Genomic DNA, 26,748 nt, shown 5'->3' on the forward strand with positions numbered 1-26,748 from the left:
GCCGGACCACCAGCGCGGCCAGCTCGTCATACGACGGGCGGCGATCCGGGGTCTTCGGCACCCAAAGATCATCCCATCACCAGGGCGGTACTCACACCCAGATGATCAAGAACTGCTGAATGCATACCGTTCGGGCGCGATGGTGGCCAGCCGGGTTCCGGCGAGCAGGAGCAGCGGCACCACGAAGCTCTCAGTCGTCAGCTCGACCGGAACGTGCACATTCAGCGCCTCCAGATCCACGTTGGTGATCGGTGAGACGGTTCCCCCGCTGAAGGCGACGTACCGGAGTGAGGTGGCCTGTTCGGGTGTCACCGAATCGCTCACGTCAGGGTGGTTCCGATCGACCACCAGCACGTAGCGATCGCTGAACAGCGGCTCGTGGGGGAAGGGGATCTTCCGGTCGGCGAGCTTGGTCGGGATGATGACCATGTCGACCGCTCCAGAGCGGAGCTGGTCGGCGAAATCGGCCTCGACCGGACGCATACAGATTCGAAGGTGCGGCGCCTCTTCGGCGATCGATTCCAGCAGGGGGCTCAGGAGCACGATCGTGACGTAATCCGCCGCCATAATCGTGAATGCGGCCTTGTCCTTCGCCGGGTCGAAACTCGGCGAGCGCAGTAAAACCGCCTCGGCGGCGCTCAGCGTCTCCCGCACCGGCCCGACCAGCGCATCGGCGAGCGGCGTTCGCTGCAGGTTCCGCCCTTCCCGCACCAGCAGCGGATCATCGAAATGTTTGCGCAGTTTCGCCAGCGAGGCACTCATCGCGGGCTGCCCGACCGACATTCGCTCGGCCGCCCGCGTGACGTTGCGCTCGGTCAACAGCGCGTCCAGCGCGACGAGAAGGTTGAGGTCGACACTTGTCAGCCTCATGAAGGGCTCCGGCCGCTTATCAGACAGATCGACAACTCTCCCCGGACGCTACCACTCCCTGAAGCGCAGCGCGCACCCACGGAACGGCGCAGCCATCCGGTGGGTGCGATGGCTGCGCCCGTCCGGCATCAGAGGGCGTACCCGGATGTGGAGGGCCAGCGAGGGCGGATCATCATCCCTTCAAGCCCGTGTGCGCCAGCCCCTCGATGAACTGGCGCTGGGCCAGGACGAATACGACCAGGATCGGCAGTGCCGTCAGCGAGGCCGCGGCGAGCTGGATGTTCCACATGGGCCCGCCGTAGGCGTCGACGAACTGGGTGAGGGCCTGGGGCAGGGTGAACTTCTCCGGCGTGGAGAGGAACACGATCGGTTCCAGGTAGAGGTTCCACGAGTGCAGGAAGGTGAAGATGGCGACCGCGCCAAGAGCAGGGCGGGCCAGGGGGAGCGCCACCTTGCTGAAGGTGCCGAAGCGGCCCAGCCCGTCGACGCGGGCGGCCTCCTCCAACTCTCTCGGCAGGCTGATGAAGAACTGGCGCATGATGAAGGTCGCCATCACGCTCGGTGCCCCGAGGATCGGCACCAGGATCAGCGGCCAATGCGTGTCGGTGAGGCCGAGTCCGTGGAACATCTGGAACAGCGGCACGATCGTCACCTCGCTGGGGATCAGCAGCCCGATCAGCACGACGACGAAGAGCACGTTCTGGCCGGGGAAACGGATGCGCGCGAAGGCGTATCCGGCCATCGCCGAGACCGCCATGGTCCCGGCGGTGACCAGCAGGGCGATGTAGAGGCTGTTGACGTACTGGGTGGTGAAGGGCTGCAGCTCGAAGACCTGCCGGTAGGCCGACGTGTCCCACGAGGAGGGCAGCAGGGCGGGCGGGAAGGCGAAGATCTCACTGTCCGGCTTGAACGACGAGGTGACCATCCACCAGGTCGGGAAGACGAAGGGCGCACACAGCACGCAGAGCAGGCCGTACAGAGTGATCCTAAGTTTAGGACTCATGGAAGACCCACTTCCTGCGCATGCGCCACTGCGCGAGGGTGAGCGCCGCCACGATCGCGAACAGCAGGGCCGACAGGGTCGCACCGTAACCGAAGTGGTGGAACTGGAAGGCCTGCTGGTACAGGTAGTAGATGAGCACGGTCGTGGACAAGCCCGGCCCGCCCTGGGTGAGGACGGCGATCTGGGCGAACACCTGGAGCGAGCCGACGACCGTGATGATCGAGGTGAGCAGGATGGTGGGGCTGATCAGCGGCACGGTGATGCGGACGAACCGGGTCCACACCCCCGCGCCGTCGACGCGGGCGGCCTCGTGAAGCTGGCTCGGCACGCCCTGCAGGGCCGCCAGGAACAGCACCATGTTGAGGCCGACGTTCTTGAGCACCTGGACCACAACCACCGACACCATCGCCGTGGTTTCGCCACGCAGCCAGTTGGGTCCGTCTACCCCGACGGCACCGAGCAAGCCGTTGACGCCGCCGTCCGCCTGGAGCAGGAACCGCCACACGATCGTCCACGCCACCAGCGAGACCACGACCGGGGAGAAGAACAGGGTTCTGAAGAACGTGGTGCCGCGCAGGCGCTGGTTGAGCAGGATGGCCAGCAGCAGGGCAAGGCTCAGGTTGAGGATGACCAGGCCGACGGAGAACATCGCGGTGCCGCCGAGCACCTCGCCCAGCTTCGGGTCGTTCAGCAGCTTGGCGTAGTTGTCGCCGCCGGTGAACTCGAAGGTCCCGGCCAGCACGTTCCACTCGTGCAGGCTGTACCAGAGCACCAGCCCCAGCGGAAGCAGCACGAACAGCGCACTGCCGACGAGCTGCGGCGCGATGAACAGGTAGCCGACGAGGTTGTCCCGGCGGCGGAACGTCCAGTACGGGGAGACGACGGCCCGGCGCCCCGGCCTCGTCGTCTCCCTGGTCCGGGTGAGGGCCACGTCACGCGCCGATCATTGGCTGGATCTTCGCGCAGACTCCGTCCAGCACCGCCTTGACGTCCGCGTCGGCCTTCCACAGCGGGTCGAGCTCCGCCCGTACGGTCTGCGACAGTTCGGCCTGCCCGATGTGGCTCGGCTTGACGACGGCCTTCGCGATGCCGTCGATCACGACCTCCTTGAGCTGTTCCGGCTTGAGCAGCGGGTTGGACTTGGCCAGCGTCTCGGTGGTGAGCTGGGAGGCCCGGGGCGGCGGGAAGTAGGCGGCGAGCTTGGCGGAGTTGGCGGGGTTGGTGAAGAAGGCCAGGAAGTCGATGGCCTGGGCGGCGTTGGGGGACTTCTTCAGTGCGCCCAGACCGGCCTGGCCGATGACCGCGTAGTCGCCCTTCGGCCCGGCGGGCAGCGGCACCAGGTCCCACCCGAACGTCGCCCCGTCCAGCAAGGAGGCGCGGGAGATCTGGGTGATGGTCATCGCCGCGTCACCGGCGAAGAAGTCGACGGTGGTGCCGGGGCCCGGCAGCGCCTTGTCCACGAAGATCGCCTTGTGCAGGAACGTCATGGCCTCGAGCATCTCGGGGCTGTTGAAGCCGCACGTCTTGCCGTCCTCGCTCCACGCCCTGGCACCCCAGCCTCCCCAGATGGAGGCGAGGTTGTCCCAGCTCTTGTAGTCGAAGTCACGGACGATCAGGCCCGCCTTGCCCTCCTTCGCCACGGCCGCGTTCATGGCGACGGCGTTGTCCCAGGTCCACTCACCGGCCTCGATGAGCTCGCGCGGTGTCTTCTGCCCGGCCTTCTTGACCAGGTCGTCGTTGACGAAGATGCCGAATGGCGACGTGGAGAACGGGTAGGCGTACAGCTCGCCGTCCTGCTCCCACAACTTCGTCGCGGCCGGAGTCAGGTCGGCCAGCTCGTACCCCTGCGCCTTGCCGAGCTCTCCCTTCAACGGCGCCAGCGCGCCCGAGGAGACGAAGTCCGGGGCGGAATTCTCCAGCACCCAGGCCAGGTCGGGGGCGTTGCCGCCGGCGATCTGCGTGGTGAGGGTGGTGGTGTAGCTCTCGAAGGGGATCGAGTCGAAGGTGATGGCGCCGACGTCCGGATGGGTCTTCTTGTACTCGGCCGCGATCTCGTTGAAGAGCTTCAGGTGGGCCTCGTTGGACGTCCAGATCGTCATGCGCAGCGGCTGCGGGCCTTGCTCGGCAGGTGCCTGGCCGCCGCCGCACGCGGTGACGGTGAGCAGGGCGGCCACGGCGAGAGCGGCCAGTGTCCTGGTTGGCTTCATGGGGTGATCTCCTTATGTGGCTTCCCCCGAACGGTCATGTGTCAGTAACCAGAGACGTCGGGCCAGCGCAGCTCGACGCCGTCGCGGGTCAGGCGCTGCTGGAAGTCCGCCAGGAGGGTTTCCTTCTCCCGGACGGCGTGTGGGGTGGTGGCCTGGTCCAGGCAGAACGCGGCCAGCGCGCCCGCGGCCTCGCCGGCGTTCCATTCCACCGGGTGCAGCCGGTAGGCGCCGTTGGTGATATGGGTGGTGCCGATGTTCTTGCCCGCGGCCAGCAGGTTGGTCATGCGGCGCGGGATGAGTGCGCCCAGCGGGATCTCGAACGGCGAGCAGGCCACGTCGATGTAGTTGTCGCCGCCGGTCGAGGGGTGCAGGTCGATGCGGTACATGCCGATGCCGACCGAGTCGGTGTAGGAGACCGCGCCCTTGTCGCCGCGTACGGCCAGCGACAGGTCCTGCTCGGTGACGGTGCACAACGCCCGGATGCGGCGGGACTCGCGGATGTAGGCCGCCTGCGCCAGGCCGTCGGCGCCGCCCGTCACGTCGCCGCGCAGCCGCAGGCCAGGAAAGCCGGTGCCGCCGTCAGCACGGGGCGCCTCGGTCTGCAGCCAGTAGAAGACCGAGCGCGACAGCTCGCGAGCCGCCTCCAGGTGCCGGGCGGCGTCCGGCACGTCGATGACCGGCCCCTCCAGATAGTCGATCATCGGCCAGTTGACGAGCGTGATGTCGCTGGCGTACGCGCCCTCGGTGAAGTTGCGGCGGGCGGCGATCCTGCGGAAGGTCCACAGGTTGGCATCGCCCGGGTTGACCCGCTGGTCGGCCTCGACGAGCTGGGGATGGTCGTCGGGGTTGGGGGTGAAGGAACGCTCCATGATCGCGAGCGTGCGCGGGTTCGGGCACCGCCACGACAGCAGCTTGTCCCCCCAGAACGGCGGTTCGTAGGCGCGCCAGAAGTCGTAGGAGGCGGGCCGGTCGATCGTGTGGTCGCCGTCGACGTGATCGATCGCGAAGCAGACGGACACGGCCTGCATGTTCAGCGGCTGCGCCTCGGCCGGAGCGCTCGGCTCGCCTGTCTCGGACTGTGCCTCGAACCCGGTCACGTACTCGGTCCCCGTCAGCGGCAACAGCTCGCCGGTCTCGGTGGCGTCCAGCACGTACGGTGCGCGGAGCACGACCTGCTCGGCGGTGTCGCGATGGGCCAGCCGTACGGACGTGACGCGGTCGCCGTCCACCTCCGCGCCCACCGGCCGGTACGGCTGAAGCACCCGCAACCGGCCCGAGCCCCGGTAGGGGGCGAGCATGGCCTCGATCACCGCGACCGCGACCCTGGGCTCGTGGCACAGGCGGCTCACATGTCCGGCGCCGGGGTTGAACTCCCGCTGCGCCCGCGCCCGCTCGGTGAGCGGGTAGTGGTCGCGGTAGTAGCGCCGGATGCCCTCGCGCAGGGCCCGATAGCTCGCCGTGACGCCGAACTTTTCCACCCAGGAGTGCTCATCGGGTGGTACGGCCTGGCTGGTGAGCTGCCCGCCGAGCCAGTCGTGCTCCTCCGTGAGGACCACCGTGCGGCCGGCCCGCAGCAGGGCGAGCGCGGCGGCGACGCCCCCCAGCCCGCCGCCGACGACGACCGCGTCTGCCGATATCTCAACCACGGGGGAGGTCTCCTGTCAGATTGGGGGCCGGGGCCAGCGTGGTGCCGTCGACCAGCTCGCAGGGCAGCAGTTCCTGCGGGGTTCCGCCGGCCTCCAGAATTTCGGCCAGCAACTGGACGGCTCTGCGGCCCATCTCGCGCCTGGGGATGCGAAACCCGGTGAAATCTGTGTCGATCTGGACGGGTCGGGTTAATGCGCCCAGGGTGAGGATGGAAAGGTCGTGGGGCACGTGGACACCGCGCTCCGCGGCAGCTGTGGCGATCGCGACGCAGTCGGCGTACTCCTCGACGAAGACCGCCGTCACCCCGGACGCGACCACGTCCCCCAGCGGCACGTCCGGGGTGAAGTGACGGCCGTCGGCGCCCGTGGCGGCCACACCCTCATGGAATCCGCGCAGGCGGTCGGCCATGGACTCGCCGCCCGTCCCCGCCCCGACGTAGCCCAGCCGCCGGTGGCCGAGGGCCACCGCCCGCTCGACCAGAGCCAGGACGGCCGGAGGGTAGTCGGCCCCCACGTACGGCACGGGCCCGCCCGCGTCGTCGCGGCGGCCGACGGAGACGAACGGGATACCTTCTGCCAGCAGCCGGGCCAGGTCCTCACGGTCGACCGTTCGGCCGAGTAACACGCAGCCATCGGCCAGCCGTACCCGGCTCTCCTCGTTGAAGATCCGTCGCCGCGCGCCCGAGGCCGCCTTGGCGCTGGTGAACAGCAGCAGGTCGCAGCCGATCTCCTGGGCGCACTCCTCGATGCCGACGAGGAAGGGGTGGTAGAAGTCGGCGCTCTCGGCGGGGAAGACCGCCTCGTAGGTGAACACGCCGAGGATGCGGTTGCGCCCGTAGGCCAGCCGCCGCGCGGCGGGATCGGCCACGTAACCGGTCTCCCTGATCACCTGCAGGACCCGTTCGCGGGTCTCGGGCGCGATCCGCACATCGGCGTCGCCGCGCTTGTTGAGCACTAGCGAGACCGTCGTTTGGCTCACGCCGGCCATCCTGGCGATGTCCTGCTGCGTGAGACGCCGACCTTGAGTAGTCACCGTCCGTATCCTTCATGATCAGGTAATGCGCATTAGCCGTTGGTGGAGCATCATCCTGGACAAGGCCCCCCATTGTTGTCAAGAGCCGATATTTCCTGAAGTAATTCGCATTAGCACCTTGACGCGGTATTCCTCGCGGGATGAACGTGTGAATCCGCACCACGACGTAGCGTGAAGGAGCAGACGTGGAAACTCCCCAGCAACTGATCGGACGGCGGACCGTGTTGCTCGGCGCGGCGGCGGGCGTGGCCACGGGCCTGGGACTCGGATCACCCGCGAGCGCGGCGGCGGGCCCCGCCGGGATGCCGACCTACCGCTACCTGCGCGACGCCCTGTCCTTACCGCTCAGCCACAACCCCACGGGGGAGTTCATCTTCCCCTGCATCAGAGGGATGTACGACAAGCTCAGCAATCCCCGGGCGCGCTACTACCTGTACTACGCCCCCCACGAGAACCCCGGCGGCATCTGCGTGGCCTTCGCCAACTCCCTGGCCGGACCGTTCGACGACTACTCGGGCAACCCGCTCATCGACAACCGCCTGCCGACCACCACGGTCTCCCACGTGTCCTCACCACACGTGACCTGGGACGCCGCCACCAGGCAGTTCTTCTGCTACTTCCACGGCGAGAATTTCACCACCCGCGTGGCCCGCTCCACCGACGGCATCAACTTCACCAACGAGACCCCGATCCTGAGCACCCGCCTGGTGCCCGGCACCTCCGAGACCTCCTACGCGAGGGTCTTCGAGCACTCGCTGCCCGGCCGGAACAACAAGTACGTGATGATCTTCATGGGCGTACGAAACGGCCGCCGCCTCTTCTACGGCTGGTCGCCCAACGGCTGGGACAACTGGCAGTTCAGCGCCACCGCGCTGGTGAATCCCGAACCCGACGGCCTAACCGACATCTCCGGCCCGCACCTCGTCAAGCGCAACGGAACCGCCTACGTGGCCTATCACGGCAACGACGGCAGAATGCGGATCACCGAGGTCGGCAACGCGTTCGACCGGGAGACACACCTCGGCGTCTTCCACTCCCCGATCCCCTCCGACAACGGCAGGGTGGCGGCACCGTCATTCGGCACCCAGGACGGCGTCTCCTACATGTTCTACGAGGCCGGGCCGCGGCTGAACGCACGCATCTGCATCGCCCGAGCCGTCTGAGACATGTGGTCGGGCCGGCGTCATGTCGCGGACCACGTTGAGCAGTGGGCGCAGCAGCGGGGAATCCGCGTCGGCGGTGCGCCACAGGACGACCTCGAGCGTTTCGTGGTGCAGGCCGGCGACCGGTCGCCAGACGGCCGAGCCGAGGGCCAGGTTGGCGGTGTGGTTCTCCGGCAGGAACGTCAGGCCGTCGCCGGCTGCCACCAGCGTGATGATGGCCTCCAGGTCGGTGATGTGGGTACGGATGTCCGGGTGCACGCCGCGCGCCCGGACCATGGCGAACAGGTCGTCGTGCAGCCTGGGATAGAGGATCCAGGGTTGGAGCAGCACGACCTGTCCGTGGAAGTCCTCGACCCGGAGCGCGTCGCGGGCGGCGAGCGGATGGTCGTGCGCCAGGACCGCGCCGAGCCGGTCCCGGGCGATGATGGCCGAGGTCAGCGTCGGATCGTCGGCCGGGTGGAAGCCGTACCCGAGCGCGATCTCGCCGGCGCGCAGCGCCTCCCACTGCTCGGCGCCGGTCATCGGGGTGAGCTGGATCGTGATGCGCGGCTCGCGGCGGCGCGCGGTGCCCACGATGCCGGCCAGCTGCCCCCAGTAGGCGGTGCCGGTCTCGAAGCCGATCGTGACCGTGCCGATCTGGCCGGCCGCCACCTGTCGCGCGCCGTCGACCGCGGCCTCGGCGGAAGCGACGATCGAGCGTGCCCGGTCCGCGAAGTAGCGGCCGGCGGCAGTGAGCCGCACCCCGCGGCCGTCCGGTTCCAGCAGTTCGACGCCCATCTCGTTCTGCAGGTCGCGCATCTGCCGGCTGAGCGGGGACTGCGACATGAATAGTCGTTGCGCCGCGCGGTGGAAGTTCTCCTCCTCGGCGATCGCGATGAAGTAGCGCAGGTGTCGCAGTTCCACGGCGTGCCCCTCGTTTTGATGCCTTCGAGGTCTCAATATTGTGCAAATAATATCTTGGACGACAGAATGGGGTGCGCTGAAGAATCGGCGCCATGAACCGAATCACGACCGCTGGCGACCTCGAGGCGATCATCGGGCGTCCCGCGGACCTCATCCTCGCGAAGGAACTGCCCGCGCTGGACGACGCTGCCCGGCATGTGCTCGCCACCGCGCCGATCGCGGGCTTCGGCTACCTCGACGCGGACGGGCGGCCGTGCACCACCCTGGTCGGCGGCCGGCCGGGCTTCGCGGAGTCCACGTCGCCCACCAGCATCGCGATCCCGGCCGACGTCGACGGGTGCTCGACGGGCGCACGCTCGCCATCCCGGACCGGCGCGGCAACAAGCGCGCCGACACCGCGCACAACCTGCTCGCCGACGCGCGGATCTCCGCCGCGATGCTGGTGCCCGGCCGCACCGACGTGCTGCACATCAGCGGTACCGCCTACCTCACCGACGATCCGGCGCTACTCGCGGACATGGCGCTGGGCGGCGCCGTACCGCAGACCGCGCTCATCGTCACGCTCGCGCTCGCGGAGGTGCGGCGCAGTGACGCGATCGCCGCCGGGCGAATCTGGGACCGGGCCGGGCACGCGGACGCGGACACCGCGCGGACGCTGATGGCGCTGTCCATGCGGCAGATCGGCGAGATGAAGCCCGCGTTGCGCTGGCTGGGGAAGCCGCTCAGCGCGCTGGCCCGGCCGATGCAGTGGCTGCTCGACAGGTCCTACCGCCGTGCGCTGAAGAGCGAGGGGTACGGCGACGGCGACGCTCGCGCGTGACCCGGCTGGCAGGTGCCGGTCGTCGGTGACCACGACTTCATTAGCGTACGGGTCGCCGACTAGCGCCCCGGTAGAACCTCGTGGCCGGTGCGCAGCCGCTTCCAGTCGTCGGCGGGGGATGAGGCGGACGGCTTTCTGCACGCTCAGGTCGCCCGGCTCCGCGCCATTACCGATTCGAGTTGAGTGAAGTCGGTGGGTGCTGTTAGCTTCGCACGGTGGACGACAGCCGTGCACGGACGGAGACAATCGAGGACTTCGCGGCGACCCTACGGGAACTGCGCAATTCGCCGTTCTGCGACATCCAGTCCCCGTTGACCCAATTGCCGCACGCCGTCGTCGTGGCGCAGTATTAGGCCCGGAAGATCTTCCCGTTGCGAGTCAGCCGGGTGCCCCACGTCGCGTCCACCGCGGCGCTCGTCACCGCCTTCGCGGAGCCGGGCTTGTACACCTGGCTCGACGTGTGGTCGTAGACGTCGAAGCACTGGCCGCTCGCCGTCTTGCGGTTCGAGTGCAGCGCCCAGTACCAGCCGAAGTTCTTGACGGCCATCGCCCCGGCCCTGAGGGACTCACCCGGCCAGCTCGACACCCACTCGTTGGGCAGGACGTTCTTGACGTACGTCTCGAACGCCACCCGCTCCACGCGATTGAGGGACTTCCGGTACACCAGGATCGTCGTGGGCAGCCTGGTGTCCGTGCCGTCGGTCTTGCACCCGGTCGGCGGTGCGGAACTCAGGAGCTTGTGCGAGGCGTTCTGGTTCTTGAGGGTGGAGTTCAGGTTGCCTTTGGCGCCTGGGCTGAAGTCCTGGTATGTGCCGGTGTGGCCGGTGTTGTAGTAGACGCGGACGGTTTGCTGCTGCGGGTTCCAGACGGAGGCGGCGGCGTTCTTGATGCATTTGCCCTTGCCGTTGCCGGGTCCCTTGAAGTCGTAGCAGGAGGGCTGCTTGGTGGCGTAGTCGGCGACCGATCTGGTGAAGTCGGAGACCGATCCTTGGTTGTTGCTGTTGAAGTAGTAGCAGAACTCGCCGGCCTGGCAGATGCCGTCGCGGTTGGCGGCCGAGGCGGGGGATGCGGTGGCGAGACGTCGACGACGCCGCCGCCGTCGTGGGTGCCCGCGGACGTGGGGTCGCCGCCGGGGTTGTACGAACCCTGATCCAGCGTGAGGTCGCGGCCGAGCAGCCGCTTCGCCTCGGCCAGCATGCTTCGCGTGCGGGTGTTGATGACGAAACCGCCGGTGGACACCCGGGTGCCCGGGTCGATGACGTTGGTGACCTTGAAGCGGCCAGCTCCGAGCCTGGTGAGCGACGTCTTGCCCGGCAGGCCGTTGGTGTCGAGGCCAGTGAGGCCGAGCGACTTCTGGTACTTCGCGTAGGCGGCAACCGTTGTGGTGCCGAAGTAACCGTCCACCCACTTCGCGTCGAGGAGGCGCCGGTCGCGCAGCGCCCGCTCAACGAGGAGCACGCTGGCCTTGGCGCCCGGGGCCAGCGTGTCGTCAGGCCGCCGCGGGTCGAGTCGATCTGGGCCGCCTTGACCGTGGCTTCCATGTTCACGCTCGGAAGGGCCCTAACGTCGGCCGCCTGTGCCGCCGACGTCCCGGACGCTCCGGTCAGCGAAGCGAGGACGGCCGCCATGAGGGCAGCGGCGTATGAGGGCAGCTTCATCGTTACTCCTGGATTCAGGCGCTGGGGGCGATTCCTGTGCGGCCGAATCCAACGTTTCGGATTGCTCGCGTGTCCTCAAGAAGATCGGTGTTGTCAGCCTGTTCGACAGGCTTCCCCGTACGGGCGTACGCGCCATCTGACAGGCGATCCGATGGCGAGTGAGACGCACCGCCCGCAACCGCGCAGGTTCTGGCGGGTGCCTGAGAATGTCGATCTCTGCGGCGGCGACAGAAAGTACTTGACGATGTGGAAAGTAGAAAGTACTTTCCGAGTAGGAAAGTCGAGGAGGTCATCATGCACATCACCCCCGAAGAGGCAGCGCAGTCGCTGGCCCAGATCCGCGAGACGCAGCACAGGGCGCTTCGATCCGCACCCCCCATGTTCCCGTCCTGGTACGTCGTGGCGGTCTGGGTCTTCGTCACGGGCGTACAGTTCTTCACCGAGGTCACTCCCCTGTGGGCGCTCTGGATCGCCCTCCCTGTTCTCTCGATCGGGCTCATAGCCGCCGTGCTCAAGTTCGTCATGGAGGTTCGGAACCAGTCCGTGCGCCCCCACCCCTCCGTGGTGGATCCATGGGCATGGGGTGGCTTAGCGATCTGGATCGTCCTCACGGCACTCGGAAGCGCGGGATTGGCGCTGGGGTTGCAGGCGCTCGGCGTCGCGTACCCGCGGACCGTGATGGGCGTCACAATGACCGTGATCGTGGTGATCACCACGCCTATCCTGACCCGATGGATGTCCATGCGGACCGTTCGCCGGGCGGAAATGAAGAACTGATGACCTCGCAACTCGATCCGGTCATCCACGCCCCGACCCGGCTGCAGATCGTCTCCCTGCTCGCCGCCGCCGAGGAGGCCGAGTTCGCCTTCGTGCGCGACAGCCTGGACATCAGCGACTCGGTGCTGTCCAAGCACGCCAGCGCCCTAGAGGCGGCCAGGTACGTGAAGATCCGCAAGGGACATGTGGGCAAGCGCCCGAGAACGTGGTTCAGCCTGACGCCCGCCGGCCGCAAGGCGTACCAGAACCACGTGGCCGCCCTCCAAGGCATCGTCGCTCAGTCCGGCCTCTCGGTCGTTGACGTGCAATCCGGACAAGGCTGGAGTGCCGATCTCCTGGGAGAGGCAATGGAGAAGGTCGTGATCGACCCTCATGACGTACGAGCTAGCGACCAGGACCGGGACAAGGTGGCCGAAATGCTGCGTGTCGCAGCCAGCGACGGCCGCATCACCATGGACGAACTGACCGAGCGCATCGAGCGCACCTACACTTCGCGAACAGTCGGCGAATTGGCTGTGATCGTGGCCGATCTGGGGCCGACCAACGTGCTGTCATCGACCCCGATATGGTAGGCCAGGCTGCTTCGGCCGACAGTCCGGACACGTTTCCCAGCATTCCGGCCGCAAGCACCGCTCCGCCTTGCCTGCCGTGCTGGCCGGTCGTTACGTTCGCTCGGCGTGGCCGACCAGTCGTCTCGACCACGCTCAAGAACCCGCGGTGGAACAACACGACGGTCATCGGAGGGAACGTGGTCGACGAGGTTGCCAAGCTCAAGCAGCGGTTCGAGCGGGACATCGTCGTGCATGGCAGCGCGCAGCTCGCACAGACGTTGATCGAGTACGACCTCGTCGACGCCCTGCACCTGCTCGTCTACGAGCGGGCAGCCTGAGATGCCACGGCTCGTATTGCAAATGGGGATGTCCCTTGAGGGGTACGTCACAGGAGAACTGCCATGCGGTTGAGCATGAGCGTCACCAACTTCTCGCGGCGGGACGAGCGCCGCGGCCTGGGGGAGCAACTCGCAGAGATCGCGGAGGCGGCCGACCGCGGCGGCCTCTACGGCGTCTGGGTCTCCGACCATCTGCTGCAAGCCGACCCGTACGGCGCCCGCCCCGGCGAGACCGAGATGCTCGAGGCGTACACCACGCTCGGCTACCTCGCCGCGCGGACCTCGAGGGTACGGCTCGGCACACTGGTGACCGCGGTGACCTTCCGCCCGCCCGCGCTGCTGATCAAAGCCGTGACCACACTCGACGTGCTCTCGGGCGGCCGCGCGATGTTCGGCCTCGGCGTCGGCTACCACGCCGAGGAGGCCGCCGCGATGGGCCTGCCCCTGCCGCCGGTGCCGGAACGGTTCGACCGGCTGGAGGAGACGCTGCAGATTGCGCTGCGAATGTGGACCGGAGACACCTCGCCCTACCGCGGCCGGCACTACACCCTCGAGGCTCCAGTAGGGAGCCCTGCGCCGGTCGCCCGTCCGCACCCGCCCATCCTGATCGGCGGCACCGGTGAGAAGCGGACCCTGCCGCTGGTCGCGCGATACGCGGACGCGTGCAACGTGTTCGACATACCGGACGGCGGCGCGACGGTGCGGCACAAGCTCGGCATGCTGCGCGGGCTGTGCGATGAGATCGGACGGCCGTACGAGCAGATCGAGAAGGTGATCTCCACCCGGCTGCAGCCCGGCGAGTCAACGCCGTCGTTCGTGACCCGCTGCTCGACGTTCGCCGAGCTGGGCATCGACCACGCCACCGTCATCACAACCGGACCCTGGACCGGCGAGAGCGTCGCCACCCTAGTGGAGGCCGCCGACCAGATCGCTGAACTTGCCTCCCAGGACAAGTAGCTGATCCTCTCGCCATGGCGGCTGGGGAAGCTGCTCCTGGCCGACCCCGAGTTCCGCGCTGCCAGCGCGTCCTTCTCCGATTGCTGGGCAGCGATCCCGTACTGGTGCTTTACGGCAATCCAAGCCTTGGCGTACGTGCGAGTCGCCGGAGCTTCTGTCGCGATCTGCGGCCGGTCAGGTGACGGGCACGATCTTCACCTCGGCGAGCGTGCCGTTCTCGATCTGCAGCAACCCCAGCGTGCCGTACGGCTGGCGCCTGCGGTCGGTGGGTGAGCCCGGGTTGAGGATGCGCAGTCCGTCGGTGCTTTGGTCCATGGGGATGTGGGAGTGGCCGAACACCACCAGTTCGGCTTCGGGGAATCTGGCCCGCATTCTGGCCAGTCGCCCCTTGGCCTGGCCGCTGTCGTGGATCATGGCCACTCGCAGGCCGCCGAGCGTCAGCTCCAGCGTCTGCGGGGCGTGGACGTCGGGGCCGTCGTTGTTGCCCTTGACGGCGTGGACGGGCGCGTAGGCGGCCAGTTCGTCCAGGACCCGGCCGACGCAGACGTCCCCGGCGTGCAGGATCGCGTCGGCGCCGCGCAGGTGTTCGGCCACTGTGGGAGGGCACGTTTTCCAGAAGCGCGGCGCGTGTGTGTCTGACAGAACGACGACCTTCATCACTTCCATGATGCGGCAGAAGGTCTGCGGTCAGGACGGTGAGGTGGCCGACCTCGGTCCGGGCGGTGCGGAGGCAGCCTTCGGTGCGGTTGCGTCGTCGGCTGTTCTGGCGTTACACGCTGGTTTGGCATCACAGGCCGTCTGGAAACGGTGAGTTCGTGTACGAGTCCGTAGATGATCAGCCCCAGCCGCTGTCGGCCTGCTGGAATTACTGGATCGCGGTATCTACCGGCGATCAGGCGGGCGTCATGGAGATCTTGGGTCTGACCGAGCCCGAGCCCGTGTCGTTCGCGGCCGCCGCGGAGATCATCGACACTGACGGCCACGATGGGTATCTGGGTCGCGTGTTCGTGACACCTGAAGTCGGTGGCTGGACGCTCGTCATGGGTGCCTGGTGTGATCCTTACGGCATTGAGCGGCGCGAAGACGTGCTCCGGCTGTGTACGGAACTCAGCGAACGTTATAGCCGGGCGCACGCCTATTACTACAGCGAGCAGGCCGACGGTTCGGCGTGGCTCGTGACCGAGAACGGCATGGTGGTACGGCGGTACGCCGCCGCCGGGGAGCCGGGGGACGAACTGCTGGCACTCGGTGAACCACTGCCCGTGGAACAGGCGAAGCGGACCGAGTTGGGGCTGCCGACCCAGTGGGATCCGGCCGCGGAGGACGACGAGGAGTGGTTGGGCGCCGCGTTCGAGTTGGCCCCGGAGGTCGCCTCGGCGCAGGGTGTGAGTCCGCTCGTCCTCACGGCCGACACACCGTGGAGTGGGGTGGGCGTCTTGGCGGTTACGCCGTACGCGGACGCTATTCGCCGATCTTCTTTGCCCAGAGGGTGACGACTGTGGAGATGGGGAGCGTCTGGTCCGCTGGGGGCTCCTGGCGGGTGACTATCCAGTTCCGGTCGTTGACCTGGAAGCGGTTCTGGCCGGTGGCGTCGCGGTCGCGGAGGAGGTAGAAGCCTGCGGCCTGCATGGTGTCTTGGGCCTGCTGGAGGTTCATGCCCACGACGGATGGCAGGTTGGCGTTGGTCGTGGTCTGCGGGTCCCGGGTTTGTGCGGCGGGCTGGGTTTCGGCGGGCTGGGTCGTTGCGGGGGGTGGCTGGTCGGCGGAGGATGCCTGGGCGTAGCAGGTGTCGTACTTGTCGGTGGAGATGTCTTCTCTGATGGTCTTTCCGTTGACCTTGATCCGGCAGATGATCTTGCCGGTGTCGTCGGCGTTCTCGACGGAGAAGGAGACGGGGTCGGTGAGGTCCTCGACGTTCACGGTGACCGAGTATGGGAGGGGTACGGCCGTTTCCTGCTTCAGGTCGGAGCCGATGGTTCGGGTGATGGTCTGGGCGCGGGCGGCGCCTGAGCCGCCCTCAGCTTCGAAGGTGATTGTGGGGGTGGTCAGAGCGGGTTCGTTCGAGGGGGCGGTGGTTTCGCTGGGTGGGGCGGGTCCGTCTGAAGAGCTGGGTTCGGAGGATGCCGCAGCGGTGGGTGCTGTTGCCGGCTCTTTGTCTGCGGTGGTGCCGTTGAAGGCCACGTAGCCACCGGCCAGGGCTAGGACGGTTCCGAGAATTAGCAGGATGATGCGCTTTTTGCCCCGTTTTGGTGTGGTTGGTGGATAGTCGTAGGTGGTTGGTGGCCCGGGGTGGGTCTGTTGTCTTTCGAGTGGGCCATAACGCGAGGGTTCGTAAGGGTTTGACATTGTCGCTCCAGGAATTGGGGATGCCTGAGAGGGACGTTTCTTGATGGCGCGAGGTTGCCGTGCGTTATGAGATTGCGATTGCCTAAGTGAACCGTGAGAAATTCGCGGAACGCTTGCCTGGGCGCATATTCGCGGTTGCGTGATCTATTGGCCAATAGGCCGCAAAGCGGTCAAATGACACAGTGCTGCCGATCGATCGTGAGTTGTCAGGCGTTGGCGGGCTTCCAGTGCCAGGTGTTGCTGGGGTATCGGACGCACTTGTAGCGCTTGGTGTGGGCGGCGGCTCGCATGGAGTAGCCGTAGTCGTTGTACTGGGATTTGGCGCAGTAGGCGCCCGGCGATACGCAGTCCCAGTGCTTCTTGTGTGCGTAGTAGTACTTGCCTGAGGGTTGCTTCTTTTTGCACCAAGCGGCTGAGGTGGCGTGCGAATGAGTGTCGGTGGCCGAAGAGGCGGGGGCGCCGGAGGCGAGCAGCAGTGTTCCGACGGCGAGGGCCGCGGTGATCAATTTTCGCACGGTGATCACGCTAATGGTGAGTGGTCACGTTTTGGGATACTTTGCGGAGGTTTCTTTTAAGCGTGTGTCGTGTGAGCTCGACCTGATGGGCGAGGTTTTGTGGTTTGGCAGGAGATGCGGGTGGTGTCGGGGCTGGATGTGGGCGATGGACATCTCGGGAAATTGGACCCACCCTGGCCTTCCTCTTGATCATTGCGGCGTACCACAGCGATCTCTACATTTAGCCCGCAAGGAAGTAGGGGGATGGCTTGAGGTCGGTTCAGTCCACCTCTTGGCTGATGCGCTCGCTCACGTTGCCCAGGACCAACAGTCGCATGTACGAATCCCGGCCCGGCATGTCCAGGCCTTGCGCCATCCGCGCGGACGATCTGGCAGCCTCCGTCAGGATGGGGTCCAAGGTGCGGTCGAGAACGAGTAGGGCCTTGTCTGCGAGGGTCAGGCGTTGCGCCTCGAGTCGGTCGGCCCGGTTCGCCTGTTCCATCAGCGTTCCGGCGTCCTGGACCAGACGTCCGCGTAGCCTTTCGCGTTCCCCGCGGGACCGTTCACCATGGTCGAGCAGCCTCAGCACCTCTTCTGCCCGCGCCTGCTCGACCGCCGCGATCGCGATCACGGTGACCGCGACCTGCCGGGCAACGGCCGCCGCCATGCTGGGCGACGGGTCGGCGAGAATGCGCGCGAACTCCGACTCGTCCAAGAACGGTGCCCGTGGATGGCGGTAGGCGAATGGGACGAGATCGTCGGGGAGCGGAGTGCGGAGCGCGAGGACATACCGCGGCCGGCGCAGCCACTCGGGAGTGAGCAGGGCTCCGCTGAGCCTCTCGCCCAGTGCCAGTGAGCGGGCCTTGCGTTCCGGAACCGTCAGTCCCGCACGCAGGCCGACCTCCTGCAGAAGCGGGTCCAACGCTGAGGGATCAGCTCCGACCCGCCGCTCGACCTCGACCAGATCGAAGGCGGTATGCACCACACCGTCCGCGGCGTAACCGACGGAACTGTCCAGTTCGACGTTCCAGTGGACGCCCAAGGCCCGTGCGCCGGCGGACAGCGACTCCAGGACCAGTCCGCTCTCTTCGCCTGACATCGATCAGGCTGCGTTGCAGCCCCGACATGAAGAAAGCCCCGCTGAGCAGGGCTTTTCATGGTGTCCGAGGGGGGACTTGAACCGTTCGCCTATCTCCTGAGCAGTACCGACGCTCCATGGCTGGACATCTCATGCCCGGAGTAGACGCGCAGGGAGGTGGTGTCCGCACCCACTTCAACGAGATCGGGCCCTACTTCGCGGCACACGCCCATGCCGGGGAAGTCCAGCAACCGCCAGCTCAGGATCTTCAGCAGACGATCTCAGCTGCGCCCAGGGCAGCGGTAGTAAGGGGGCAGGGGCTCGGTGATTGCAACACCGAACGCCTTCCTGCATCTCGGCAACCTGATCAACCCGGAAGCCAGGCCGTGCGTCCCTCGACACCAGCGATTGCCGGGGAGGTGGTGCCGGTAGAAGGGGCTTGGGTCGAGCGCACTCAGCGTGATCGGTACGGGGACCGGATCATCCTGGGCTTTGCGGTGGCTGTCCTGCTGGGGGTGGCTGGCGCGGCTGCCTACGTGTCCTACCACCACTTCTATGGTCTTGCAATTGCTCTGGGTGAGCGGCGCGACATGGCCATCCTGTATCCGGCTATGTCTGACGGCGTGATCGTCATGGCTTCGCTGGTGATGGTCTACAGCTCGCGTCGTCGGCTTCGTGTGCCAGTGCTGGCGTGGGTGGCGCTCGCCCTGGGAGGCGCGGTGACGCTGGCGGCGAATGTGGCGCACGGTTGGTCCGGTGGACTCGGATCGCGCCTGGTCAGTGCCCTGGCACCGCTGGCTTTCGCGGGAGCGTACGAGCTACTGATGTGGATCGTTCGCAACAATCGGCGACCCTTGGAGGCGGTCGAGGCGCAAGAGCACGTGTGCCAGCTCAGGGAGACCGTGGTCGAGGTGGAACGGGTGGTGCCGGTGCTGCCTATCGACCGGCATGAGGCGGCACGGCTCAGCTACATCGACAGCCTTGGCGAGGGTAAGCAGCGCATCGGTCGGCGCCCACTGATGCGCCGGTGGGGATTGGAGCAGCGCGAAGCGGAAGAGATCATCGCTGAGGTGGAGAAGGAAAGGACGCAGTCCACCGATGTGGAAGGGAGCGAGGCGTCCGATACGGAGGGCCTGGCGCCGCCGAGCCCCAAGTATGGGGACGGGGAGTAAAGGGCAGCCGATCGCTGCAATGTGCGGGTGTCGTTCTCGCCTGCGATCAGCGAACACCACGACGGGTAGGTCCGCGTTTCCCTCTCCACTGCCCTGGTGGAGAGGGAAGTGAACTCCTACTCATCCGTCACCTGAGCCCTGCGCCTGCTACGCCGATTCCTTCGCTGCTGGCCTCCCTTGGCTCGCGCACCGGCCTGTAGTGGTCGCCTTACAGGATGAGATCTCCCCGCTCGCCCACGGCGCATCCTCCGCGCCTGCCTCGGAGAAGCCCACACAGGGAGGTCACAAACGAGAACGACGGCACCAATACGCCAAGGGCGCCACCGACTCCGCGAAGGGGCGGCATACGTCGCTTCGCTGGCCGAGGTGTACGCCGAGCTGGACCGACGCGCGGAGGTCATCGACGGCCTGCCTCGCCACTGGGCGCCCGAGTTCAAGGTCACGCCCGAGCTCGCGGCCCGGAAGGACCTGGGGCTGCACCCGATGGTGGTCGTGATCGACGAGTGCAACAAGCTGTTCGCAGACGACGAGAACGGCGAGGAGGCAGCCAAGTACGCCAACGCGATCATCGAGCGCGGCCTCCTCGGCATCATCCTCGTCCTTGCCATCCAGCGGCCGGACAAGGACAGCCTGCCCAAGGCCATCAGCGCGAACGCGGGGCATCCGGATCTGTCTGCGGGTAGTTATCGTGGTCGGCCCGTGGTGTGGCAGACTCGCCGCAAGCTGCCGTTGCGCTGGGGTGCCCGCTAGTAACGGATTAAGCGATCGCGGCAACGTCAAGTCGCCTGGTTGGGCGTGGAGGCGCCGATGACACAACAATCTTGGGGCAGCGACAGGCAGTTGACCGCGATCGGCCGCACGGGCATGTCCGTGCCTGCCCGACAAGCCGTCATAGATTTGCAGATGGATCCTGGCACGTCCGTGCTCGACTATGGCTGCGGGCGGGGGGCGGATGTCCGCGCTCTGGAGAGCCTAGGTCTCAATGTATCCGGATGGGACCCGGTGTACTTTCCTCACGGGCGATTGGAGCCGGCCGATGTCGTTCTGCTTACCTATGTCCTGAATGTGATCGAGGATCCCGCCGAGCGACAGCGCACCCTCAGGCGTGCGTGGGATCTGGCGAAGACTGCAATGGTGGCGTCTGCGCGCCTGCGTTGGGATCGGAACCAGATTAAGGGTAGGGAGCACAACGACGGGATCCTCACCAGCCGTAATACGTTTCAGTATCTGTTCGCGGCGGGTGAGTTGCGTGACTACGTCCAAGACGCGACGGGCGTAAGGTGCCTTTCTGCCGCACCTGGCATCGTGTACGCGTTCAGAAGCGACGATGCCCGGTTGAGCTACATGGCGCGGCGGGTGGCACCAGGTGTTGAGTGGCTTGCCTCTGAAGATGCTGCGACCGCTGTCGCTGCCGTTGTTGACCACTTGGAACGGCGTGGTCGCATCCCTCGTCTGGAGGAGATGCCCCTGGCGATGGCCAGGCTTCTTGGCCATCTACGTCCGAGCGAACTCCACCGTCTCGCTCAGCAATCGGCGGATCCGGCGAAGGTTGAGGCGGGCGCCAAGCAGACCACCTTGGACACACTGCTCTTCCTTGCCGTCGAGCTGTTTCACGGCCGCGGGCCATCGAGCAGCCTGCCATTGACAGTCCAACTTAATGTGCGCTCCTTCTTCTCCTCCTACGCAGAGGTGTGTCGACGCGCCGACAGGCTGTTGCTCAAGCTACGCGACGACAGCTACCTTCGGCGGGCAATGACCGGCTCAGTCGCCGGGAAGTTCACTCCGACTGCGTTCTATATCCATCGCCGCGCGATTCACAAGATGCCGGTCGTGCTTCGCTTGTACGAGCACTGTGCCAGCATCGCCGCTGGCCGCCCCGCAGACTGGACGGTTGCCAAGCTTCGGCATCAAGGTCGGGGCGTCAGTTGGCTCGATTACCCTGACTTCGACACCGATCCTCACCCCCGTCTGCACTCGTCCTACACGGTTGACCTTAAGACGTTGAAGTCTTCGTTCTTGTCGTACGTTGATTCAACGAACCGGCCGCTGCTTCACCGTAAGCACGAGTTCCTCACATCCGACGATCCTGACGTGCCCAAGTATCAACGTTTAACTGATGCCGAGCTCAAGGCGGGTCTTTACGAGCAACCACACTTGATCGGCACTGAGGCCGGCTGGCAGGAGGCTCTCGATCGATGTGGTCGCATCCTCCGCGGCCACCGACTGTTACATCGTCAGCATCGAGAGGTATCGCGTGAGGAGTGAAACGCCTGAGGCCTGATGGGCTCAGACGGTCCTCACCGTTACTCTGCGGTGGCGGCACCGCGTTTTAATATTTCGACGACCACGCTGATCTCATCCGGGGTGGCATATGGGACCTGCGCGTAGATCGGGGAAGGCGATCCCTCGAGCTTTGCAAGCAGATGTCCCTTCCCTAGCAGACGCTCAGCTCCCTTGTCTCCGAGTGCGATCTCGGAGGTACCCTCAGAGTCAACGCGCAGGATCAGCCGGTTACCGAGGTTTGCTCTGAGCTGCATTGGCATCACGTTCGCTTCGGGACGCTGCGCGGCGAAGACGAGATAGATCCCGGCCGCGCGAGCCTTTACGCCAAGCCGCTGGACGCCGGAGGCCACTTCCTTCTTATACTCTTCCGTCAGCATCCATTCGGCGAACTCATCATGAATAAGCCATAGCGTCGGCATTCGATCAGGCGGTAGGGCTTGCGCGTTGTACTGATGGACATTCACCGCGCGCGCCTGGCGCATGCGTACGTATCGGGTGTCCATCTCCTCAACCAGATTTCCGATCTGTGCAAGCGCGTGATCCTGCTGATCGATGATCCCGCCTTGCAGATGCGGAAGATCCTCGAAGGCGAAGTAGTCGACCCCTTGTTTCGGATCGATCAGGATGATGCGTGCCTGGTCCGGTCGGTTCGTCGCCGCGATGCTGAGGATGATGTTCTGCATCAGCACGGACTTGCCGCTGCCAGTGGAGCCAGCGATGAGGGTGTGGGGTGCGTGCAGTCGGCTCGGTGAGAGCACGAGAAGATCACCGTCGTCCTCGCGGACTCCAATGAGCATGCTCTGATTTCCGTCCTGCCCCTCGGGGACTGTTGCCCGGTGCCTCCCTCGGGCAGGTCGTTAGCCTCCCCCTGGGTGCCCGGCGGTCTAGGGCCAGGTGATGACGACGTTTCCGTGCCGCTTCACCAGCACGCCGGGGGAGGGAGCTAGCGGGGTGGCGGGCTTTGGGATGTATTGGATCGAAGCGGCGCCGCGGCGGTGGTACTTGTCTGCCCACTGGCGCAGCAACTCCACGTACCGGGCGGCGAGGTCCTCGGCCGAGGGCCCGTGCGCGTAGACGCCGCTCTCGAAGCCGCTGCTCATGTCGTGGTTCGGCCTCGTGGCCCGGTAGGCAAAGCTGTTGCCGCTGATCAGGACGGGCACGCCCTTGAGCGCCGGGCGTGCTACTAGGTCCAGGTCGACGGCCTCCTGGTCGGCGTGCAGCAGCGCCATGTTCGGGTCGTTGGTGAGCAGGAACAGCATCTGCTCGTCGGGCATGTCGAACACAGCACCGGACCAACGTTCGATTCTGGGCAGATGCAACGCCCGGCGCAGCGCGTCCCTATCAACCTCGATGTCCTCATCGTCCAGCCGCAGCACCACTCCGTCCTCAATCGTGACGTTCTGCTCGGTGTAGGAACCGGCTCCCTGGAACGGCACGAAGACGCACAACCCGTAGTCGCAGCTGACGAGGCCACCCAAGCTGTCGCGGTCGAACGCGATCCAGCGGGTCGTCCCTTTCAGCCGGAGAGGGACGACGATCCGGCCGTCGTCGCCGAGTTGCTCGATCCACGCGGGCGGGATGTCCCAGCTCCCGGCTGTAACAATGATCCGGTCGAACGGAGCAGCCTCGGGGATGCCCTGTTCCGCGTCGGCCAGTGCCACGTGGACGTGGTCGTAGCCGGCCTCATGGAGGAAGGTGCCTGCACGCTCGACGATCTCAGGGTCGATGTCCACCGTGATGACACGTCCGCTGTCGCCGACGAGTTCGGACATCAGCGCGGCGTTGTAGCCGCCGCTCCCCACCTCGCACACGCGCATGCCGGGCTTGATCTCGACCGCCTCCAGCATGATGGCTTGGAGGTGGGGGGCGGATACGGAGCTGAGGGTCAGACCGTTGTCGTCGCGCTTGACGATCGGCGCGTTGTCCACGCCGTAGGCGACCTCCAGCGACTCGCCCGGCGTGAACAGGTGGCGCGGTACGACGGCAAAAGCCGCCGCCACGGGCTCAGACTGGATCGCCCCCTGGCCACGGAGTTCGCGCACCATGGCGGCACGCAGCGCGGCAGCGTCCCCTACGCCCGGGCCATGAGCGGCTTGTCCCGCATCTGGCCAGGCGGCATCGGCCTGACTGGCTGGCATGAGTTCCTCCCTGGAAACGTGGGGTTGTGGCGCACGCTGGGTGTTAGCAGTCAGTGGCGAGCAAAGACCCGGTCCGCTACCGGTGCGGTGCGGCGGGGAGACGACACCGGGCCGCCGCACGTGGCATGGTACGGCGCGCGAGGTGCTCCGCCCTGGTGAACACCATGGCGTCTGCCCATCTAGACAGCCGAGCGGGCAGCCCCTGCACGTGATTGAGGGACAGCCCCGATTCCCGGTACTCGACGACCTCAAGGGCCCGCTCCGGGAACGTGGCCACGGCTTCCCAGGGCGACAAGGGGACGAACGCTGAACTCACGGCAATCTCCAGGTCAGGACCGTCGATGGCGCTGTCAGCGTGACACGGACGCGAGGAGAACGGCGAGAAAAATTCTAGAGATTTCTCGATACCCACCGGCCAGGCGGGATGAGGTGAAACATCGAGCTACGACGTCGTGGCGCTTTCGTCATCGTTGTCGGGCAGCGCCGAACGGAGTTCCTCCATCACCTGGGTGATGACCGCGCGAGCGCTGGCACCGTAGGCCGCGACGGATGCCATCGCCCCAAAGACCTTCTCGTGCAGGTCTATCTCCCGGGCCTGGGTCAACGTCAACTCGGCCGAGAAGATCTCCACGAGTACTTGACGGTCATCGAAGACCCAGAAGCCGCACCCAGGGGCAATGACGAACGGCGTGCCGAACGGGATGACCCCGAGCCGCACGTTGGGCAGCGTCGAGGCGGCCACCAGCCGATCGAGCTGGGGCAGCATCAGCTCTGGCGGGCACAGTCTGTACCGGAGAACAGCCTCAGTGATCACGAAGTGGAAGCGTTTCCGTGGATCGTAGAGGATTTCCTGACGGGCCAGCCGGGCGCGAACGGCGTCGTCGATGTCATTCGTGATCCCGAACACGGTGATCGCCTGAGCCAGCCGATGACGGGCGTATCCCGCTGTTTGAAGCAGCCCGGGAATGAAGGCGGGCTCGAAGACTCGAAGACGAGTAGCCCGCCGTTCCATATCGGCCCATGTGCCCTGGTGATGCCGGGTGCCCCCGCTCAGGAGACGCTGCCACTCCGCATGCGCAGACTCCATCGTGCGCAGCATGGCCAGCACCGAGGCACTGTCCTGTTCGTCGCCGGTCGTGGTGCCGACCCAGCTGATGACATCGGCCTCGGTGGGGGTCTGCTTCCCCGTCTCCAGCTTCGAGATCTTCGAGGCAGGCCAGGCAAGACGCTCGGCAAGTTCACGGCCGGTCAGACCGGCGGATGCACGCAAAGCGCGCAGTCTGGTGCCGAGCGCCTCTCTGGCTTGCTGGACGCTGGTCACGCCCCCTTTTTTACTCAGCCGTCCTACTCTCGTGCCAAGCCGGCGAGGAACTGCTCACGAGTGCACGCCCGATGCCAGGCGTCGTCACGAGCCGCCGCCAACTCGACCACGGTGAGTGGGTCGGTGACGATCTCGGCACCGAGCAGTACATCATCCTCGTCGAACTCCAGCCGAGCGGCCCACTCGGAGTCGAACAGCCAATAGTCGAACTCCGGCAGACCGGCCGCCTGCGCCCGGTTCAGATAGCGAATGTCCTCCCCGGCCCCGATGGCGAACTCCGCACACCATAGGCCGAAGCGGGAGTAATCCGACAGCGGGACGGAGACAACACGTACGCGGTGGACGAACTTGCCCTTGGCCGCGTGCTCGGCCATGAGATCGAGCCAGGGCCGATTCCAAGCCAGGTCGTCGGGCTCGCCGGCGAGGAATCTGCGGAGCGGCTCGTGCTCGCCCGAGGAGTTGTAGCGTTCCCTCGGCTCCAGCCGGAACGCGGTGTGCTCGAAAGACCTGAACAGATCCCCGAACGCGTCGCCGGAAACGAGGGTCAACGCCCCTCCCCGGCGCTTTCGTTGGCCTCAGCGGTCGTAGCCGCGTCGTGAGTGGCGGGGGCCTGGTAGAAGCTCAGCAGCTCCAGGGGGATTTCGATGTCGGCCTCACCGGAGGGCACCTCCCCCAGATCGGCGAGTGCCTGCGGGTCAGTGATGCGGTAACCGCGCACCACGAGACTGCCCCGGTCTGTTGCATACAGCGTGGGGGAGCCGCCGTTCTGCGAGGTCGAACCGAGGAACGTAACCCTCATACCTGCCTCCACGGAGAAGATTTCGAGAACATTCACCATGAGAGGACTACGACTCGACGTGGCCGTCAACCCTCCATACGCGATCGCTCTAGGGTGTCGTACCGACCTCGGTCAGGGTGGTGCGGGCGGAGGCAGGGCCGCCGGAGAGGTTGCTGCCCTATGGCGGATGGCTGCCCGAACACTGCGGCAACAGTCCTGGTCAGCTCTACATCCAACCAGGACTCCATGGGCGAATCGAACGTTTCCGAGGGGGACCTGAACCCCCATGGAAGGGTCGGAGACAGCGCGGGCGACCAGCAGAATCATGGTTCTGACCTGCCGAGACATCGCCCTTACAGTGTTCGGGTGTTGGGGTCTGGATCGGACTGTTTTGGGTGCGGGTTGCATCCTCTGATGCAACCCTGAGAGCGATTCCGAACGTGGCCAGTCGTCGATCGGCCGTCAGCGTCGCGGAAGAGCGAGAACCTTCTTCGCGCGTGCCGATGGAGCTGAATTAGCACGGATTTAGGCCACGCCCACGACGTCTAGGATCTCCTCCACATGGGCTAGGTAGGGATTCTGGCGCAGTTCCTGGTGCGCGGTGTACAGCATCGACATGGCCCGAATCGAAGCGAGCCGGTGGAATTCGAGAAACTCCGTGAACAAGACCCGGGCTTCCTCCGGCTGACCCTTAGCCCGGACCAGCACGTGCTCCCCCGCAAGCCGGCAGGCGAGCGTGATCTGATTCCTTGAGGCTGCTGCCTCGACGAACCCTTCTCTGATCAATGATCTCCTGATCAGCTCAAACGTCAGTATGAGGTCAACCACCGGGATAGTGAGGTACCTGCGCTGAATGCTCAGTTGGGCAATGGCCAGGTCCACTGCCACGTGGAAGTAGTCGAACAGGAACGCGTACTGGTCCACCTCCTGCGGGGGCACGTTCCTGCCGTTGCTACGCGGACTCCATTTGTCCGTCCATGAATCATCGAAAGCAGATGGGGTGTATTCGAAGGTGATCACGTCAGGGGCTCCCTAGTAGCCGCGTTGGAAATGCGCTCCTCATTCTCCCCTAATCGTCCACGGACACCCGCAGGCCGTATTGGTTGTTTCGTCCGGCTGCGCCGTTGAAGTGTTATCCATTCCTGGATGATCCGGAAGTAGTCCTCTCTGTCCGCTGGCTCAGGGGTGATCAGAAAGCGGGCAACGGACACA

Annotated in this window: 30 protein-coding genes; 10 read left to right on the plus strand and 20 right to left on the minus strand. The window is 66.0% G+C overall.

Annotation, left to right across the window (positions count from 1 at the left end; all coding sequences use genetic code 11):
• Nucleotides 1-105: 105 nt before the first annotated feature.
• The 6 genes from ABGB08_RS47260 to ABGB08_RS47285 form a co-directional block, all read right to left on the minus strand.
• Complete coding sequence (locus ABGB08_RS47260) at nt 106-870, minus strand: LysR family transcriptional regulator (protein ID WP_347604687.1); 765 nt, start codon at nt 868-870, stop codon at nt 106-108.
• Nucleotides 871-1,042: 172 nt separating this feature from the next.
• The gene (locus tag ABGB08_RS47265) at nt 1,043-1,873 is read right to left on the minus strand and encodes a carbohydrate ABC transporter permease (RefSeq protein WP_347604690.1); all 831 of its coding nucleotides are present in this window, start codon (nt 1,871-1,873) and stop codon (nt 1,043-1,045) included.
• Nucleotides 1,863-2,804, minus strand: a complete 942-nt coding sequence (locus ABGB08_RS47270) for a sugar ABC transporter permease (protein WP_347604693.1) — start codon at nt 2,802-2,804, stop codon at nt 1,863-1,865. Before ABGB08_RS47270 ends, ABGB08_RS47265 begins: the two co-directional genes overlap by 11 nt.
• A gap of 1 nt (nt 2,805) precedes the next feature.
• Complete coding sequence (locus ABGB08_RS47275) at nt 2,806-4,080, minus strand: sugar ABC transporter substrate-binding protein (RefSeq protein ID WP_347604696.1); 1,275 nt, start codon at nt 4,078-4,080, stop codon at nt 2,806-2,808.
• 41 nt (nt 4,081-4,121) lie between these two features.
• A complete protein-coding gene (locus ABGB08_RS47280) occupies nt 4,122-5,726 on the minus strand; it encodes an FAD-dependent oxidoreductase (RefSeq protein WP_347604699.1) in 1,605 nt (534 codons plus the stop codon).
• Nucleotides 5,719-6,759 carry a LacI family DNA-binding transcriptional regulator gene (locus tag ABGB08_RS47285; RefSeq protein WP_347604702.1) on the minus strand — a complete coding sequence of 347 codons (1,041 nt, stop codon included), beginning with the start codon at nt 6,757-6,759 and terminating at the stop codon, nt 5,719-5,721. The genes ABGB08_RS47280 and ABGB08_RS47285 overlap by 8 nt, the downstream gene beginning before the upstream one ends.
• Before the next feature lie 185 nt (nt 6,760-6,944).
• Between ABGB08_RS47285 and ABGB08_RS47290 the strand changes: the two genes are divergently transcribed.
• Entirely contained in the window at nt 6,945-7,922 is a 978-nt protein-coding gene (locus tag ABGB08_RS47290) for a hypothetical protein (RefSeq protein WP_347604705.1), read from the plus strand.
• On the opposite strand, the gene ABGB08_RS47295 is transcribed toward ABGB08_RS47290, so the two are convergent.
• On the minus strand, nt 7,833-8,825 hold the full coding sequence (locus tag ABGB08_RS47295) for a LysR substrate-binding domain-containing protein (protein ID WP_347604708.1): 993 nt from the start codon (nt 8,823-8,825) through the stop codon (nt 7,833-7,835). The genes ABGB08_RS47290 and ABGB08_RS47295 overlap by 90 nt on opposite strands.
• Nucleotides 8,826-9,078: 253 nt before the next feature.
• On the opposite strand from ABGB08_RS47295, the gene ABGB08_RS47300 reads away from it, so the two are divergent.
• Entirely contained in the window at nt 9,079-9,645 is a 567-nt protein-coding gene (locus ABGB08_RS47300; RefSeq protein ID WP_347604711.1) for a hypothetical protein, read from the plus strand.
• A 349-nt stretch (nt 9,646-9,994) separates the two neighbouring features.
• Here the strand turns inward: ABGB08_RS47300 and ABGB08_RS47305 are convergent, their stop codons facing one another.
• Both ABGB08_RS47305 and ABGB08_RS47310 read right to left on the minus strand, forming a co-directional pair.
• Nucleotides 9,995-10,309, minus strand: coding sequence for a SpoIID/LytB domain-containing protein (locus ABGB08_RS47305; RefSeq protein ID WP_347604714.1), 315 nt, complete (start codon nt 10,307-10,309; stop codon nt 9,995-9,997).
• Nucleotides 10,310-10,416: 107 nt separating this feature from the next.
• Nucleotides 10,417-11,103, minus strand: a complete 687-nt coding sequence (locus tag ABGB08_RS47310; RefSeq protein WP_347604717.1) for a hypothetical protein — start codon at nt 11,101-11,103, stop codon at nt 10,417-10,419.
• A gap of 494 nt (nt 11,104-11,597) precedes the next feature.
• On the opposite strand from ABGB08_RS47310, the gene ABGB08_RS47315 reads away from it, so the two are divergent.
• The 4 genes from ABGB08_RS47315 (at nt 11,598) to ABGB08_RS47330 (ending at nt 13,926) form a co-directional block, all read left to right on the plus strand.
• Nucleotides 11,598-12,080, plus strand: a complete 483-nt coding sequence (locus ABGB08_RS47315) for a hypothetical protein (protein WP_347604720.1) — start codon at nt 11,598-11,600, stop codon at nt 12,078-12,080.
• Complete coding sequence (locus ABGB08_RS47320; protein WP_347604722.1) at nt 12,080-12,652, plus strand: transcriptional regulator; 573 nt, start codon at nt 12,080-12,082, stop codon at nt 12,650-12,652. Before ABGB08_RS47315 ends, ABGB08_RS47320 begins: the two co-directional genes overlap by 1 nt.
• A 176-nt stretch (nt 12,653-12,828) precedes the next feature.
• Nucleotides 12,829-12,969, plus strand: coding sequence for a dihydrofolate reductase family protein (locus tag ABGB08_RS47325; RefSeq protein ID WP_347604725.1), 141 nt, complete (start codon nt 12,829-12,831; stop codon nt 12,967-12,969).
• Between the two features lie 63 nt (nt 12,970-13,032).
• The gene (locus tag ABGB08_RS47330; protein WP_347604728.1) at nt 13,033-13,926 is read left to right on the plus strand and encodes an LLM class F420-dependent oxidoreductase; all 894 of its coding nucleotides are present in this window, start codon (nt 13,033-13,035) and stop codon (nt 13,924-13,926) included.
• A gap of 174 nt (nt 13,927-14,100) precedes the next feature.
• Here ABGB08_RS47330 and ABGB08_RS47335 read toward each other — a convergent pair whose 3' ends face one another.
• Nucleotides 14,101-14,592 carry a metallophosphoesterase family protein gene (locus tag ABGB08_RS47335; RefSeq protein ID WP_347604731.1) on the minus strand — a complete coding sequence of 164 codons (492 nt, stop codon included), beginning with the start codon at nt 14,590-14,592 and terminating at the stop codon, nt 14,101-14,103.
• 149 nt (nt 14,593-14,741) lie between these two features.
• Here ABGB08_RS47335 and ABGB08_RS47340 point away from each other — a divergent pair, with 149 nt between their 5' ends.
• Nucleotides 14,742-15,419: a hypothetical protein gene (locus ABGB08_RS47340; protein WP_347604734.1), complete on the plus strand. Its 678-nt coding sequence runs from the start codon at nt 14,742-14,744 to the stop codon at nt 15,417-15,419.
• On the opposite strand, the gene ABGB08_RS47345 is transcribed toward ABGB08_RS47340, so the two are convergent.
• The 3 genes from ABGB08_RS47345 to ABGB08_RS47355 form a co-directional block, all read right to left on the minus strand.
• Nucleotides 15,388-15,846 (minus strand): PASTA domain-containing protein, encoded by a 459-nt coding sequence (locus ABGB08_RS47345; RefSeq protein WP_347604737.1) that lies wholly within the window; start codon nt 15,844-15,846, stop codon nt 15,388-15,390. The two genes, ABGB08_RS47340 and ABGB08_RS47345, sit on opposite strands and share 32 nt — an antisense overlap.
• 632 nt (nt 15,847-16,478) lie before the next feature.
• Nucleotides 16,479-16,787, minus strand: coding sequence for a hypothetical protein (locus ABGB08_RS47350; protein ID WP_347604740.1), 309 nt, complete (start codon nt 16,785-16,787; stop codon nt 16,479-16,481).
• Nucleotides 16,788-17,046: 259 nt separating this feature from the next.
• Nucleotides 17,047-17,865 carry a DUF6461 domain-containing protein gene (locus ABGB08_RS47355; protein WP_347604743.1) on the minus strand — a complete coding sequence of 273 codons (819 nt, stop codon included), beginning with the start codon at nt 17,863-17,865 and terminating at the stop codon, nt 17,047-17,049.
• A 476-nt stretch (nt 17,866-18,341) separates the two neighbouring features.
• Here ABGB08_RS47355 and ABGB08_RS47360 point away from each other — a divergent pair, with 476 nt between their 5' ends.
• The 3 genes from ABGB08_RS47360 to ABGB08_RS47370 all read left to right on the plus strand — a co-directional run bounded on the left by ABGB08_RS47360 (nt 18,342) and on the right by ABGB08_RS47370 (nt 21,281).
• Nucleotides 18,342-19,016, plus strand: a complete 675-nt coding sequence (locus tag ABGB08_RS47360) for a DUF2637 domain-containing protein (RefSeq protein WP_347604746.1) — start codon at nt 18,342-18,344, stop codon at nt 19,014-19,016.
• A gap of 366 nt (nt 19,017-19,382) precedes the next feature.
• Nucleotides 19,383-19,766, plus strand: coding sequence for a hypothetical protein (locus ABGB08_RS47365; protein WP_347604749.1), 384 nt, complete (start codon nt 19,383-19,385; stop codon nt 19,764-19,766).
• A 57-nt stretch (nt 19,767-19,823) separates the two neighbouring features.
• Entirely contained in the window at nt 19,824-21,281 is a 1,458-nt protein-coding gene (locus ABGB08_RS47370) for a DNA phosphorothioation-associated putative methyltransferase (protein ID WP_347604752.1), read from the plus strand.
• A gap of 38 nt (nt 21,282-21,319) precedes the next feature.
• Here ABGB08_RS47370 and ABGB08_RS47375 read toward each other — a convergent pair whose 3' ends face one another.
• From ABGB08_RS47375 to ABGB08_RS47405, 7 genes are all read right to left on the minus strand, one after another.
• Entirely contained in the window at nt 21,320-22,096 is a 777-nt protein-coding gene (locus tag ABGB08_RS47375) for an FtsK/SpoIIIE domain-containing protein (RefSeq protein WP_347604755.1), read from the minus strand.
• Between the two features lie 87 nt (nt 22,097-22,183).
• Nucleotides 22,184-23,437: a methyltransferase, FxLD system gene (fxlM, locus tag ABGB08_RS47380; protein ID WP_347604758.1), complete on the minus strand. Its 1,254-nt coding sequence runs from the start codon at nt 23,435-23,437 to the stop codon at nt 22,184-22,186.
• A gap of 76 nt (nt 23,438-23,513) precedes the next feature.
• Nucleotides 23,514-23,753: a hypothetical protein gene (locus ABGB08_RS47385; RefSeq protein WP_347604761.1), complete on the minus strand. Its 240-nt coding sequence runs from the start codon at nt 23,751-23,753 to the stop codon at nt 23,514-23,516.
• A gap of 126 nt (nt 23,754-23,879) precedes the next feature.
• Nucleotides 23,880-24,758 carry a helix-turn-helix transcriptional regulator gene (locus ABGB08_RS47390; RefSeq protein WP_347604764.1) on the minus strand — a complete coding sequence of 293 codons (879 nt, stop codon included), beginning with the start codon at nt 24,756-24,758 and terminating at the stop codon, nt 23,880-23,882.
• Between the two features lie 23 nt (nt 24,759-24,781).
• A complete protein-coding gene (locus tag ABGB08_RS47395; RefSeq protein ID WP_347604767.1) occupies nt 24,782-25,306 on the minus strand; it encodes a DUF6879 family protein in 525 nt (174 codons plus the stop codon).
• A complete protein-coding gene (locus ABGB08_RS47400; RefSeq protein ID WP_347604770.1) occupies nt 25,303-25,557 on the minus strand; it encodes a hypothetical protein in 255 nt (84 codons plus the stop codon). Before ABGB08_RS47400 ends, ABGB08_RS47395 begins: the two co-directional genes overlap by 4 nt.
• Nucleotides 25,558-26,061: 504 nt before the next feature.
• Nucleotides 26,062-26,556, minus strand: a complete 495-nt coding sequence (locus ABGB08_RS47405; protein WP_347604773.1) for a hypothetical protein — start codon at nt 26,554-26,556, stop codon at nt 26,062-26,064.
• Nucleotides 26,557-26,748 lie beyond the last annotated feature (192 nt).

Origin of the sequence: Acrocarpospora sp. B8E8 (genome assembly GCF_039871605.1) — a bacterium.
Lineage (GTDB): Bacteria > Actinomycetota > Actinomycetes > Streptosporangiales > Streptosporangiaceae > Acrocarpospora > Acrocarpospora macrocephala.